The 14,143-nt window shown below is 34.2% G+C and carries 9 protein-coding genes; 7 read left to right on the top strand and 2 right to left on the bottom strand.

Annotated elements, in window-relative coordinates:
- Position 1: 1 nt before the first annotated feature.
- The 6 genes from LQ189_RS15940 (at position 2) to LQ189_RS15965 (ending at position 10,416) form a co-directional block, all read left to right on the top strand.
- Positions 2-1,669: a DUF4270 domain-containing protein gene (locus LQ189_RS15940; RefSeq protein ID WP_230158536.1), complete on the top strand. Its 1,668-nt coding sequence runs from the start codon at positions 2-4 to the stop codon at positions 1,667-1,669.
- Between the two features lie 9 nt (positions 1,670-1,678).
- Positions 1,679-3,526, top strand: coding sequence for a glutamine--fructose-6-phosphate transaminase (isomerizing) (gene glmS / locus LQ189_RS15945; RefSeq protein ID WP_230158538.1), 1,848 nt, complete (start codon positions 1,679-1,681; stop codon positions 3,524-3,526).
- A 363-nt stretch (positions 3,527-3,889) separates the two neighbouring features.
- Positions 3,890-6,667, top strand: a complete 2,778-nt coding sequence (locus LQ189_RS15950; RefSeq protein ID WP_230158539.1) for a TonB-dependent receptor — start codon at positions 3,890-3,892, stop codon at positions 6,665-6,667.
- Positions 6,668-6,697: 30 nt separating this feature from the next.
- A complete protein-coding gene (locus LQ189_RS15955; protein WP_230158540.1) occupies positions 6,698-8,296 on the top strand; it encodes an SGNH/GDSL hydrolase family protein in 1,599 nt (532 codons plus the stop codon).
- A gap of 257 nt (positions 8,297-8,553) precedes the next feature.
- On the top strand, positions 8,554-10,065 hold the full coding sequence (atpD, locus tag LQ189_RS15960; protein ID WP_086454109.1) for a F0F1 ATP synthase subunit beta: 1,512 nt from the start codon (positions 8,554-8,556) through the stop codon (positions 10,063-10,065).
- A 69-nt stretch (positions 10,066-10,134) separates the two neighbouring features.
- Positions 10,135-10,416, top strand: coding sequence for a F0F1 ATP synthase subunit epsilon (locus LQ189_RS15965; protein WP_230158541.1), 282 nt, complete (start codon positions 10,135-10,137; stop codon positions 10,414-10,416).
- A 44-nt stretch (positions 10,417-10,460) separates the two neighbouring features.
- Here LQ189_RS15965 and LQ189_RS15970 read toward each other — a convergent pair whose 3' ends face one another.
- Together LQ189_RS15970 and LQ189_RS15975 are read right to left on the bottom strand one after the other, a co-directional pair.
- Positions 10,461-11,003, bottom strand: a complete 543-nt coding sequence (locus LQ189_RS15970) for a GNAT family N-acetyltransferase (protein WP_230158542.1) — start codon at positions 11,001-11,003, stop codon at positions 10,461-10,463.
- A 223-nt stretch (positions 11,004-11,226) separates the two neighbouring features.
- Entirely contained in the window at positions 11,227-12,303 is a 1,077-nt protein-coding gene (locus LQ189_RS15975) for an exopolyphosphatase (RefSeq protein WP_086454112.1), read from the bottom strand.
- A gap of 637 nt (positions 12,304-12,940) precedes the next feature.
- Between LQ189_RS15975 and LQ189_RS15980 the strand changes: the two genes are divergently transcribed.
- Positions 12,941-14,077: an 8-amino-7-oxononanoate synthase gene (locus LQ189_RS15980; RefSeq protein WP_230158543.1), complete on the top strand. Its 1,137-nt coding sequence runs from the start codon at positions 12,941-12,943 to the stop codon at positions 14,075-14,077.
- Positions 14,078-14,143: the final 66 nt, after the last annotated feature.

Raw genomic sequence — 14,143 nt, forward strand, 5'->3', positions numbered from 1 at the left:
TATGATTAATAATTCTTTATTCAAGAAAGTTTTCCTTGGTTTAACTGTGATTTTTATGGCTTCATGCGATAAAGATTTCAATGAAATAGGTGGTGATTTATTAGGAGATAACAATTTTGAACTCAATAAACAATCGTTCGGCGTATCTGGCTACAATCAAAAAACAGGAGTTGTACAGTCTAATAATTTAGATGTAAACCCGCTTGGAATTTACAATAGTAGCAATTTTGGTGAAACTACTGCCAATTTTAATACACAACTTACACTAGCTACAGCAGTAACTTCTGTTAGTACAAATCCTTTTATAGAAAGCGTAGTATTAACAGTTCCTTACTTTGTGGATAACAGCCAAACAAAAAATAACACCGATGGTTCACGTACCTATGTATTAGATTCTATTTATGGTCCTGAAAAAGCCAAGATGAAACTAAGCGTTTATGAGTCAGGTTTTTTTATGCGTGATGCTGATCCTAATGGAGGTTTTCAGCAACAACAGCGTTATTTTTCAGATCAAAATGCAGACTTTGATAATTTTAAGAAGCCAAATCGTTTAAATGATAGTTCTGATAAATCGCAAAACGATGAATTTTTCTTTGATGCTACTGCAAAAAAGACTATTGCAAAAGACACGGTTACAAAGGTTGAAACAACTACTTATGGTCCGCCTGAAATGCAGTTGAATTTGAATAAAAGTTATTTTAAAACCCGAATTATTGATGCAATTAACTCTGGGAAATTAGCAAATAACGATGTTTTCAAGAACTATTTTAGAGGTTTGTATTTTAAAATTGAAAAAGCAGGAACTAGTCCAGGAAATCTAGCTATGCTTAATTTTAAAAGTGGTAAGATTACCATTAAATACAATGAGGATTTAGTCACTACAACAGGCGGAGTAACCACAACTACTCGTGTTAAAAAGACAATCGAACTAAACATGACGGGTAATGCCGTTAGTTTATTGAGTAATGATTTTTCTACTAGTGGTTCTGCTTACAATAATTTGCCTTTTACTGGAAACACTTCTACTGGTGATGATAAGTTTTTCTTAAGAGGAGGAGAAGGTTCGCTTGCTGTAGTAGAACTTTTTGATAAAACAGATGTAAAAGGATATACTGCTACGGGTACTCTTACGGGTCCAAACGGTATTTCAGATCAGTTAGATGATTTAAGATTTCCAGCTGATGGTAAAAAACTTTTGGTCAATGAAGCTAATTTGGTTTTTCATATAGATGCGTCTGCAATGGCTAGTAGTGTGGAGCCTCAAAGAATATATTTGTATGACTTTACAAATAACCGAGTAATGTTTGATTATGCTGTAGACGATACTGATAATACTTTTGATGCCAAGAAAGGAAAAGTTATTTATGGAGGTCAATTAGTTAAAAATGCAACCACAAAAAGAGGTGCTTCTTATAAGATTAGAATTACCAACCATCTTAGGAATTTAATCAACAATAAAGACTCTACTAATGTGAAGCTTGGATTAGTTGTTACTGAGGATATAATTAAATCTACCTCATACAAAGTAAAATCAGCCAATTCATTTGTACGTGAAGTACCTGTTGGATCAGTTATGAATCCTTTAGGGACTATTTTATTTGGAGGGAATAGTTCTGTTCCGGCAGATAAGAGATTGAAACTTGAAATTTATTTTACAAAACCTAATTAAGAAAAAAATATGTGTGGAATCGTTGGATATATTGGATATAGAGAAGCTTACCCTATAGTAATTAAAGGACTAAAAAGACTAGAATATAGAGGTTATGATAGTGCTGGTGTTATGCTTTTTGATGGAGAAAATTTAAAAGTTTCAAAAACGAAAGGTAAAGTAGCAGATTTAGAACAAAAAGCATCTCAAGAAATAACCACCAACGGAAGTATAGGCATAGGGCATACCCGTTGGGCTACACATGGGGTTCCAAATGATGTAAACTCACATCCGCATCTTTCAAATTCAGGAGATTTAGCTATCGTTCACAATGGAATTATTGAAAATTATGCTCCGTTAAAAGCAGAGCTTTCAAAAAGAGGATACGTTTTTCATTCTGATACAGATACCGAGGTTTTAGTAAATTTAATTGAGGAAGTACAGAAAAAAGATAAATTAAAACTAGGTAAAGCAGTTCAAGTTGCTTTAAACCAAGTGGTAGGTGCTTATGCAATTGCTGTATTCGATAAAAAAAATCCAAATGAAATTGTTGCTGCCCGTTTGGGTAGCCCACTAGCTATAGGTGTTGGTGAAGGAGAATTTTTTGTTGCTTCTGATGCTTCCCCATTTATAGAATTTACATCAAATGCTGTTTATTTAGAGGACGGTGAAATGGCAAATATTAGGTTGCACAAACCTATGAAAGTTCGAAAAATTAAAGATGATTCACTTGTAAATCCTACCATTCAAGAGCTCCAAATGAATTTAGAGCAAATTGAAAAAGGAGGTTATGATCACTTCATGATGAAAGAGATATATGAGCAACCTAACGTAATTAAAGATACTTACCGTGGTCGCTTGCATGCTAATGAAGGTTTGATTCAAATGGCAGGTATAGAGGATAACTTAGAAAAATTCTTAAACGCTGATCGTATTATTATTGTTGCTTGCGGTACTTCGTGGCATGCAGGATTAGTAGCTGAATATATTTTTGAAGAATTTGCAAGAATACCTGTAGAGGTAGAGTACGCATCTGAATTTAGATATAGAAACCCAATTATAAACAAAAAAGATATCGTTATTGCAATTTCACAGTCAGGTGAAACTGCCGATACAATGGCTGCCATTAAATTAGCTAAAGAAAACGGTGCTTTTGTTTTTGGAGTTTGTAATGTGGTAGGTTCTTCTATTTCAAGAGAAACTCACGCGGGTGCTTACACACATGCGGGTCCAGAAATTGGGGTTGCCTCAACCAAAGCGTTTACTACTCAAATTACTGTTTTAACAATGATTGCTTTGAGATTAGCAAAAGCCAAAGGAACTTTGTCACACTCTGCATTTCATACATACTTAGAAGAACTTGAAATCATACCCGAAAAAGTAAAAGAAGCTCTTGAAACGAATGCTAAAGCACAAGAAATAGCTGCTGTGTTTAAAGATGCTCCTAATTGTTTATATCTTGGTCGTGGCTATAATTTTCCGGTTGCACTAGAAGGAGCTTTAAAGTTAAAAGAGATTTCATATATTCATGCTGAAGGTTATCCTGCTGCTGAAATGAAACATGGACCTATCGCATTGATAGATGAATCTATGCCGGTTATTGTTATTGCACCAAAACAAGGTCACTATGATAAAATTGTAAGTAACATTCAGGAAATTAAATCCCGTAGTGGAAGGATTATAGCTGTAGTTACAAAAGGGGATACACAAGTTAGAGAATTAGCTGATTATGTGATTGAAATACCTGAAACCTCAGACGCTTTATCGCCATTAATTACAACAATACCTTTACAATTATTATCCTATCATATTGCAGTAATGCGCGGTTGTAACGTGGATCAACCTAGGAATTTAGCAAAATCAGTTACTGTTGAATAAATAGTAATTGATAGAATATAAGTTTAACCCCGAAATTAATTTTCGGGGTTTTTTTATGACTACTATTTTTGCCTCTTTTATATGAAATTTATTCTTTTAGCTCCTGATTTTTATAGTTTTTTGCACTTTTACGAAATAGCTAAAAATTATGATAATAATTATGAAATATTCATTTTTTGTATGCATGCATAATGAAAACCTTTTTTTAGGGCTTAAAAATTAACAGAAAAATAACAATCACAAAATATGAATTAATCGTAATTCCAGTAATATATATGCTAAATATGAAATTTATTTGTTCCTTTTTTAATAATATCAAAAATATTTGTACTTTGGCTACATAAACCAACAAATTATAGACCAATGAGAGTGTATTTACTTTTTTTGACATTGTTTTTTTGCAGCCTATCTTTTGCGCAAAGCACAATTTCAGGTGTTGTTACAGACAGTAACAGCCAGCCAATTCCTGGAGCCAACATTAAGGTTGTTGGAGAATCTGCAGGGACCACAAGTGATGTAACAGGTGCCTTTATTTTGAAATCACCTAAAAGACCACCCTTTGTAATAGAGGTATCCACTGTTGGTTTTACTTCACAAAGAGTATCTATTACTTCAAGTAGCCAAAAGGTTACTGTGAAATTACTAGATGAGGAGAACAAGCTTGATGAAATCGTAGTTTCTGCGTCCAGAACTCCTGAGCGTGTTCTTGAATCACCAGTAACTATTGAGAGAATGGGAATTGCTGAAATCAAGAAAACGGCTTCTCCTTCTTTTTACGACGGTTTAGAGAACATGAAAGAAGTTCAAATGAACACTTCAAGTATGTCTTTTAAGTCTATTAACACTAGAGGTTTTGCTACAGTTGCAAATACAAGATTTATGCAGTTAGTAGACGGTATGGATAACTCTTCGCCATTATTAAACTTTGTTTTAGGAAACTTAATCGGTGTTTCTGAAATTGATGTGCAATCAGTGGAGTTGTTACCAGGAGCATCTTCTGCTTTGTATGGTGCCAATGCTTTTAACGGAATTTTGTTTATGACTAGTAAAAGCCCATTTACTAGTGAAGGAATAAGAGCGTATGCTAAATTTGGTCAAACCAGCCAAAAAGCAGCCGGAACAAATGATTACGTAGATTATGGTGTACGTATGGCTAAGGCTTTTAATAAATATTTTGCAGCAAAAGCCAACTTTGCTTACATGAGAGGAACTGAATGGCATGCTGTAAATTATGATGATAAAACGGTAGCTGGTAGAGATAGAAATCATTATGGATATGATGGTATCAATGTTTATGGTGACGAAGTGTCAACAGTAATTCCTGCTCCTACTTTGCCAACTGATAAAGTTTCAAGAACAGGTTATAACGAGGTTGATTTAACTGATAATAAAGTTTCAAATACTAAAATAGACGCGTCTTTGCATATTCGTCCTTTTGGTGATGAAAGATTAGAAGTAATAGTTCAAAGTAAATTTGGTTATGGTAATACTGTTTATCAAGGTGCTAACCGTTATTATTTGAATAACTTTTTCATGCAACAACATAAATTAGAATTCAAAGGAAAGAATTTCTTTTTGAGAGGGTATACAACAACTGAGGATGGAGGGCAGTCCTATGACATGTTGTTTACGGGGATTAACATAAATCGCAAGTGGAAGTCGGATCAACAATGGTTTGGTGATTATGCCAATTCATATGTACAATCAACATTAGGTGGTATGTTGCCTGCAGATGCTCATAGAGCCGCTAGAGTAAAAGCAGATACAGGAAGATTCTTGCCGGGAACTCCTGAATTTAAAAATGCGTTCAATCAAGTAACAAACGAAGCGAGTGTTTTAACAGGATCAAAACTTGTTGATAATTCAAAGATTTACCACTCTGATGTCAATTATAATTTTAAAGATTTGATCAAATTTGCTGAAATTCAAGTGGGTGGTTCTTACAGAGAATATCAGTTAAATTCATTTGGTCGAATTTATACAGATGCTAATGGCCCTATAAAATATAATGAATACGGAGCGTACACGCAAGTGATGAAAAAAATGATTGACGATCGTTTGAAACTAACGGCTTCACTACGTTTTGACAAGGCACAAAATTTTGTTGGGAATTATTCTCCTAGAGTTTCTGTTGTGTATTCTGCAGGGCAAAACAAAAATCATAATTTTAGAGGGTCTTTTCAAACAGGTTTTAGAAATCCTTCTACTCAAGATCAATACATCGGATTTAATGTTGGTAGTGCAATCTTGTTAGGTTCGGCGCCTGATAACTTGACTCGTTTTACAGAGACATTACCTATTACGGGAGCGGCAGTTTCAACAGTTGGAGCATCAAGAAATATAAACGGCACAATTGCTTATGATAATTCTTACACTGCTACATCGGTAACGGCTTTTAGTGCTGCTGGTAACGCTGCATTATTACAAAAAACAAATGCAGGTTTGGTAAAACCTGAAGAAGTTAAAGCGATTGAATTGGGATACCGCTCTTTTATTAATAGAACTTCAATTGATATAAACGGATACTATAATGTTTATAATAATTTTATTGGAAACCTGAATGTTGTAGCTCCATTGTATGGTACAGCCCAGGATTCACCAACTCCTACTGGTGGTGATTTGTCTATTTTTCCTGCTGATGAAGGTAGTAGATCTGTTCATGCTTTACGTACTGGTAATACAAGAACTTTTCAATTATACACAAACACAGCTTTAGAAATAAAATCATTAGGTTTTGGTATAGGATTGTCTAGAAAAGTATATAAAGATTTTGAAGTAGGTGCTAACTACAACTATGCTGAGTTTGATTTTGATCAGTCTAAAGATGCTAGTTTTGAAGCAGGGTTCAATACTCCAAAACACAGAGTTAAGGCTTCTATTGGAAATGAGAAATTATTCAAAAATTTCGGATTTAATGTAAGCGGACGTTGGAACAGTGAATATTTATGGCAATCTTCTTTTGCTGATGGAACCATAGATGCTGCAACTGTAATTGATGCTCAATTGAATTATAACTTTCCTGCTTTGAAATCTACTCTAAAAGTAGGGGCTTCAAACATAGGAGGTAAAGAATATGGTCAAGTGTTGGGAGCAGGTCTTATTGGACAACAGTATTTTGCATCTTGGACAATCAACCCGTAAGGATTAAATTAACAGTAAAATAAAAGAACAATGATAAAAAATTTCAAATGGCTATTATTTGCTTCGCTAGCATTTGTAGCGTGTAATAATGAGGATGAAGTTGTAATAGACGCTAATTCTTCAAATGGAGAAGCCTTGACTGCTGGTACTGCGGTGGTTACTAAATATGTAGCGCTTGGAGATTCTTATGCCGCAGGTTTTAGTGATAATGCTTTATTTATTGAAGGACAAAAAGGTTCCTATGCTAACATTATAGCGCAGCAGTTTGCATTAGTAGGTGGTGGGGAATTTAAGACTCCTTTAATGGCTGATAATCTTGGAGGTCTCCTTTTGGGAGGAAATCCTATACTAGGAGTGCGGTTGTTTTTTGATACAACGCCACCTCCGCCTTTAACATCTCCAACGCCATTGCCTGTTTCGGGAAGACCTTCAACAGAAGTTACTACAAAACTTACAGGTCCTTTTAGTAACTTGGGTGTTCCAGGTGCAAAAAGTTATCATTTAGTAGCACCTGGATATGGTAATGTGGCTGGTGTAGCTTCGGGTGCTGCAAATCCATACTTCGCTCGATTTGCTACATCAGCTTCGGCAACGGTTGTTGCTGATGCAGTTGCTCAAGATCCTACTTTTTTCTCATTGTGGATTGGTGGTAATGATGTGCTCGGGTATGCTACTTCTGGAGGTTCAGGAAGAAATCAAACCGGTAACATGAATCCTGCAACTTATGCAAGTAATGATATCACTGATCCAACTGTTTTTGCAGGCGCTTACAATAACATCGTGAATGCAATGACTGCAAAGGGAGCAAAAGGTGTTGTGGCAAATTTACCTTATGTAACGGCTTTGCCGTATTTTACAACAGTTCCTTTTAATCCATTGACTGCATCAGTTTTAGGTCGTGGAAATGTTGCTGTTGGAACTGCTACTATTCAAGGTTTGAATCTACAATTATACGGGCCATTAAAACAAGCTTTAACTGCATTTGGTGCTGGATCCAGGATAGAATTATTGTCTACTACTGCTGCAAACCCTTTGCTGATAATGGATGAGAGTCTTCCAAATCTTTCTGCACAATTAACTGCTGCGTTTACACCTACTTTAGGAGCTCAAACTGCAGCGTTCTACGGGCAAGTTTTTGGTCAAGCTAGACAGGCTACAAGAGAAGATCTTGTGGTACTTACAGCTCAGTCTGCAATTGCTGCTGCTCCAACAGCTGCAAATTCTGGACTTGGTTTTGCGCCATCTGCGCCTTTAAATGCTTTTGGTGTAACGTTTCCAATGCGAGATGTTCATGTATTAACAAAAGCAGAAGTTGCAGAGGTTAAGGTTGCTACCGATGCATACAATGCTACTATTAAATCTATTGCTGATTCAAAAGGTTTGGCATTTGTAGAGCTAAAATCAGTAACGGATCAGTTGGCAAATGGAGGAATAGTATATAATAATTACCGAGTAACTTCGGCCTTTGTAACAGGTGGTATGTTTTCTTTAGATGGTGTTCATCCAAGTCCAAGAGGATATGCAATTATAGCTAATTTGTTTACAGATGCTATAAATGCAAAATTCGGTTCAAATTTCAAAAACAAAGATGTAAGTTTGTATCGTATTTTATATCCAGAAACTCTATAAATTCTTATTTAAAATGATATTTTAAAGACCACTTACGCTTTGTAAGTGGTCTTTCTTTTTTTTGAGAATAATGTTGTCATTTTTCTTTTTTTTAGTTGTTTATGTGGGATCTACTAAAAATATCCATTTTTTCTAAAAAATAATTGATTTTATATTTTAAAAAATTATCTTTGCACACTGAAAAAAGCATTTAATCGATACGTTTCGATTGGAACTATTTCATAAACCTAAATAGCTATTTAATAAATACATAAGTAATGTCGAAAGTAATAGGAAAAGTTGCCCAGATCATTGGACCAGTAGTTGACGTAGTTTTCAACGGTAAGGATGTTGAACTTCCAAAAATTTATGATTCGTTAGAAATCACAAAAAAAGATGGTACTTTATTAGTACTTGAAGTACAATCTCACATTGGTGAAAACACGGTTCGTACCATTTCGATGGACTCAACAGATGGTTTGAGTAGAGGTTATGAAGTAGTTGGAACAGGAAATCCTATCCAAATGCCAATTGGAGCAGATGTTTACGGACGTTTGTTTAACGTAATTGGTGACGCTATTGACGGTTTGCCAGAATTACCTAAAACAGGTGAAAACGGAATGTCAATTCACCGTCAAGCACCTAAATTCGAAGACTTATCAACTTCTTCTGAAGTTTTATTCACAGGTATCAAAGTAATTGATTTGATTGAGCCTTACTCAAAAGGGGGTAAAATTGGATTGTTTGGTGGAGCTGGTGTTGGTAAAACAGTATTGATTCAGGAGTTGATTAACAATATTGCAAAAGGTCACGGTGGACTTTCGGTATTCGCAGGAGTAGGAGAAAGAACACGTGAGGGGAATGACTTGCTTCGTGAGATGTTAGAGTCAGGAATTATAAAATATGGTGATGAGTTCATGCACTCTATGGAAAATGGAGGATGGGATTTATCAAAAGTAGATTTGCCAGGAATGAGAGAGTCTAAAGCTACTTTCGTTTTCGGACAAATGAATGAGCCTCCAGGAGCTCGTGCTCGTGTGGCCCTTTCTGGATTATCTATCGCTGAGTATTTCCGTGATGGAGCAGGAACTGATCAAGGTAAAGATGTATTGTTCTTTGTGGATAACATCTTCCGTTTTACTCAAGCGGGTTCTGAAGTATCGGCACTTTTAGGTCGTATGCCATCTGCGGTAGGATACCAACCAACATTAGCTACAGAAATGGGAGCGATGCAAGAGCGTATCACATCTACTAATAAAGGTTCTATTACATCTGTACAAGCGGTTTACGTTCCTGCGGATGACTTAACTGACCCGGCTCCAGCAACGACTTTTGCTCACTTAGATGCAACAACTGTATTGTCTCGTAAAATTGCTGAGTTAGGTATTTATCCTGCGGTTGATCCATTGGATTCAACTTCAAGAATCCTTACTCCTCAAATCTTAGGTGATGAGCATTATGATTGCGCACAAAGAGTAAAAGAAATTTTACAAAAATATAAGCAATTACAAGATATCATTGCGATCCTTGGTATGGAAGAGTTATCTGAAGAAGATAAGTTAGCCGTTTCAAGAGCTCGTCGTGTACAACGTTTCTTATCTCAACCTTTCCACGTTGCTGAGCAATTTACAGGGTTAAAAGGTGTTTTAGTTGATATCAAAGATACTATCAAAGGTTTTAATATGATTATTGATGGTGAATTAGATCACTTACCAGAATCAGCATTCAACCTTAAAGGGACTATTGAAGAGGCTATAGAAGCTGGAGAGAAAATGTTAGCGGAAGCATAAATTAAGATTCGGTGTTCAGTCTCAGTATTTTGTACTGAGACTGTTAACTGAGACTGTAAACTAAAAAATATGTTATTAGAAATAGTTTCACCAGAAGCAAAATTGTTCTCAGCAGAAGTTACTTCGGTAGCTTTACCAGGTGTTGATGGTAGTTTTCAAATATTGAATAATCACGCTCCAATAGTTTCTATTTTAGAAAAAGGACTTGTAAAAATTACAGCTTCAAATTTCAAATTTGCCAAAGAAGTTGCTGCTAAATTTACTATGGTTGATTCTCAAAACTATACTTTGGAAATTAACTCGGGTACCATTGAAATGAAAGACAATAAAGTAATTGTTTTAGTTGATTAAGATAATTTCAAAAAATATAAAACCTCGCTACATGCGGGGTTTTTTTATGCCCAATCCCAAATCATGATATGCCAAGTAATGTCTTGTTCCTGATATGTTTTTAAGGTTCTAAATCCCACAGCTTGATGTGCGGTTAACGATCTCGTATTTATGGACGCTACTTCGGTAATAAGACAGTCATACTGATAACTCAATTCCTCTTTGTAAAAATGGTACAGTTTTCTAAAGATACCTAATCCTCGGTATTCTTTTGAAATGCATATTTGTCCCATTATGAGATAGTTTTTATGTTGTGGTACTAGGTTTTGAATTTCATCAAACAGGGGCTCTAAAGCTTCAATAGTGTCTTTAAAACTTGGTTTCATCACAAGTGCATAACCTATTACAGTATCATTTGCTTTAGCAATACAATGCGGACAGGCATTATTCATTTGTTCTAATAATTCAAAAGTATGCCGAAGAGTAACAAAACCCTCTTTCTTTTTCTCCTCTGCAGATATGGCATTGGATACATTTTGCTGTTGTAGGGTGATAATTTCTTGTAATTCTTTTGAAGTTGATGCTCTTTGAAGTTGAATATTTTTCATGGTCTTACGTTTAATACATAGTGCCCATGCAAGTTAAAAATAATGAAGCTTGCTTTTATTTAATTATTGTTTTTTTGTTTAGATCAATTTTGATGTTTATAGGCAAATACTAGTTTTATTAGCATTATTTAAAATTCGTATCAAATCATTAAAATAAAAAAAATCGAAATCATAAAGAGTAGTTTACGATTTCGATTCTATTTTAAGTAGGAGCTTTTTAAAATTACATTATTTTCTTAACTCTCTTTGATCTATCTGCTATGTAGGAAACAAGCCAAGCTATTTGTCCTTCTTTACTGAAATATAATTTTTTATTTTTTACATCTGGAATGTTTTCTAGTAGCGTTATTAAAATATTATTTCCAGAAATGAGGTGTTTTTGTGAGTATGTATTCAGTACTCTTTCTATTTCTTTGTCAGTAGCTGCCATTTGCTTGTATCGGGCGTAATTGTTTTTGATAACAACATCGTAACTAATAACATCATCCATGGTAAACTCGCAAAAATTTTCATCTGTTTTGTTCATGCTTAGAGTAAAGAAAGCCCAAACGGCACCACCAGAAAAATAGACAGAACTTTTGTCCATAGCTTTTGGCTTAGAATTAAACATTGCTGTTGTTTGTGCACGTAACTCAGGCATATATTCAAAAGATTTTGAATTATAATCGCTTATTTCCTCTGATTTTGTTTTTTTGTTTACAATTTCAGTTAGTGTGATAGAACCGTAATTTAAGCTTACAGGGAAAAATACAAATTCTTCCATGGCAGATACATCTACGTAACCTCCTTTTGTATTTCCTCCTCCTATATCTAATACCAATGAATTCTTGTATTTGTTAGGTGGAATTAATCCTTTCATTAACATCTTTCCTTCTTGGCTTGCATCAATAAAATCCAAGTCTTTTCCTGTTTCGGCTTTCATTCGACCTATTAAGTCCTTGTGGTTTTTTGCCATTGCAACTCCAGATGAACCTATTAAGAAAACATTTTCGCTTGGTACTTTGAATTCGGTTTCTATTGTTTTTAGGTTTTCTTTAACTACTTTGATCGTTTTAAGAATTTCTTCTTCTCCAAGATTTCCATTAATAGAAATGCCTTTTGCAATACCTACGTTTTCTGTCCAAAACTTTTTTACTTCATAATTTCCTCTCTTGATGTTATCTACATCTAAAACAGAAACCTTTACTCCCTTACTCCCAATTTCTATACCTGCATATAAATCTTTGTTGGATTGAGCAATCATGTTGTTTACGAACATGAATACAACTAAGGCAGTTGCTGTTTGTATTTTATTCTTCATAGAAGATATACTGTTAATTTTCATTGCTGTTTAATTGATTTTAATTTTTTTAAATTCTATTGATTTTGAATTTTCTTTTTGAAAATATGGTTTTTGTAATTAATGAATTATTATGGCGGACAAAATATTTAATATGACTTTATTTTAACAAAAAATTATAATTCGATGCAAATGTATAGGTTTAAATCTATTGGAGAATAGGTATTGTTAAATACTCGTTGAACTAAAAAAATACTCGACAAAATACATCCTTAATTGGGTTGTTTGTTAATTATCATGGAGATAGTGTATTTATTGAGATGTTAATCTGACGTATCAAGTAATGGTTTAAGTTGGTGTTTAACTCATTTGGTTCATCGTTAAATATGGTATTTAGGTAAAGTAATAGTAAATGATCTCAGGACTTTATTTGTCCTTTGTTATCGTGTATTCAAAAAATGTAGTGGTTTAAATTTATTTTTTGTAATTCAAAAATTTAAATTGAGTTTTCTCGCATTGGTGTATTCCATTTGATTTTAAAGCTTGTCATAATGAAAAAAAAACACTTTTTTTGAGTAGTTTGCTAATTATTTAGTTCATCATTTAGTATTTTGTTTATAATAAACAAATTCACTTAAAATGCTTAATTTTGTGTTCTATGAAAAAAATTCCAGAGCATTTATCTCAAAAACTTGAAATTAGAAAAGAGCAAAATGCCTTGCGCACATTACCCACGCTGCGAAGAGAAGTTGATTTTTCATCAAATGATTACTTAGGGTTTTCACAATCAGAAATAATTTTTAACGAGACGCATCAGTATTTAATTACCAACGAAATCATTCAAAACGGCGCAACGGGATCTAGATTGATTTCTGGAAATCACAAGCTTTATAAGACAACCGAGGAGTACATTTCTAGATTTCATCAATCAGAAGCGGCATTACTTTTCAATTCAGGTTATGATGCTAATCTTGGTTTTTTTGGTTCGGTACCGCAAAAAGGAGATTTAATTCTATACGATGAGTTGAGCCATGCCTCCATACGTGATGGGATTCAATTATCAAGAGCCAAGGCCTATAAATTCAATCATAATGATTTTGAAGATTTAGAAAAATTAATTCTACGAAATCCTAATACAGTTATTTACATTGTCACAGAATCGGTTTTTTCTATGGATGGGGATTGTCCTAATCTTGAAGAATTAATTTTGGTTGCAACCAAACACAATTGTTACGTAGTAATTGATGAAGCACATGCATTAGGTGTTTTTGGGGATAAAGGAGAAGGTTATGTGCAAATGCTTGGTTTGCAAGATTATGTTTTTGCAAGGATAATGACTTATGGTAAAGGTTTGGGTTGTCACGGTGCTGCTATTTTAGGATCGCAAAGTTTACGGGATTATTTAGTAAATTTTGCCCGAAGTTTTATTTACACTACAGGACTTTCGCCGCATGCTGTTGCTTCTATCTTAATTGCTTATGGGTATTTAAAACAGGATTCAAATTCAATTTTAAAATTGAGAAAAAATATCGTTTCATTCAATCAACAAAAGAACTTGTTAGGATTAAAACCTCTTTTTGTTCGTAGTAAATCAGCAATACAATCTGCTATTATTCCTGGTAATGAAAAAGTAAAAGCTATTGCAGGTCAATTGCAAGAAAAGGGTTTTGACGTAAAAGCGATTCTTTCCCCTACGGTGCCAGAGGGACAAGAGCGTCTTCGTTTTTGTTTACACAGTTATAATTCTACTCAAGAAATTTCGGCTGTGATGCATTGTATCTACTCACTTTTATAATTTAGTTTCGTTTTTTTGTAACGTTTTGTAAATATAATTACTTATGTCATGTAAATAAATAAACAA

It is taken from the genome of Flavobacterium sp. CECT 9288 (assembly GCF_918731615.1).
Taxonomy (GTDB): Bacteria; Bacteroidota; Bacteroidia; order Flavobacteriales; family Flavobacteriaceae; genus Flavobacterium.

Bases quoted from the DNA above. Each gene is read 5' to 3' on its own strand.
- LQ189_RS15955 (WP_230158540.1), top strand. From the start codon at position 6,698: ATGATAAAAAATTTCAAATGGCTATTATTTGCTTCGCTAGCATTTGTA.
- LQ189_RS15965 (WP_230158541.1), top strand. From the start codon at position 10,135: ATGTTATTAGAAATAGTTTCACCAGAAGCAAAATTGTTCTCAGCAGAA.
- LQ189_RS15975 (WP_086454112.1), bottom strand. From the start codon at position 12,303: ATGAAGAATAAAATACAAACAGCAACTGCCTTAGTTGTATTCATGTTC.
- glmS (WP_230158538.1), top strand. From the start codon at position 1,679: ATGTGTGGAATCGTTGGATATATTGGATATAGAGAAGCTTACCCTATA.
- LQ189_RS15950 (WP_230158539.1), top strand. From the start codon at position 3,890: ATGAGAGTGTATTTACTTTTTTTGACATTGTTTTTTTGCAGCCTATCT.
- atpD (WP_086454109.1), top strand. From the start codon at position 8,554: ATGTCGAAAGTAATAGGAAAAGTTGCCCAGATCATTGGACCAGTAGTT.
- LQ189_RS15970 (WP_230158542.1), bottom strand. From the start codon at position 11,003: ATGAAAAATATTCAACTTCAAAGAGCATCAACTTCAAAAGAATTACAA.
- LQ189_RS15940 (WP_230158536.1), top strand. From the start codon at position 2: ATGATTAATAATTCTTTATTCAAGAAAGTTTTCCTTGGTTTAACTGTG.
- LQ189_RS15980 (WP_230158543.1), top strand. From the start codon at position 12,941: ATGAAAAAAATTCCAGAGCATTTATCTCAAAAACTTGAAATTAGAAAA.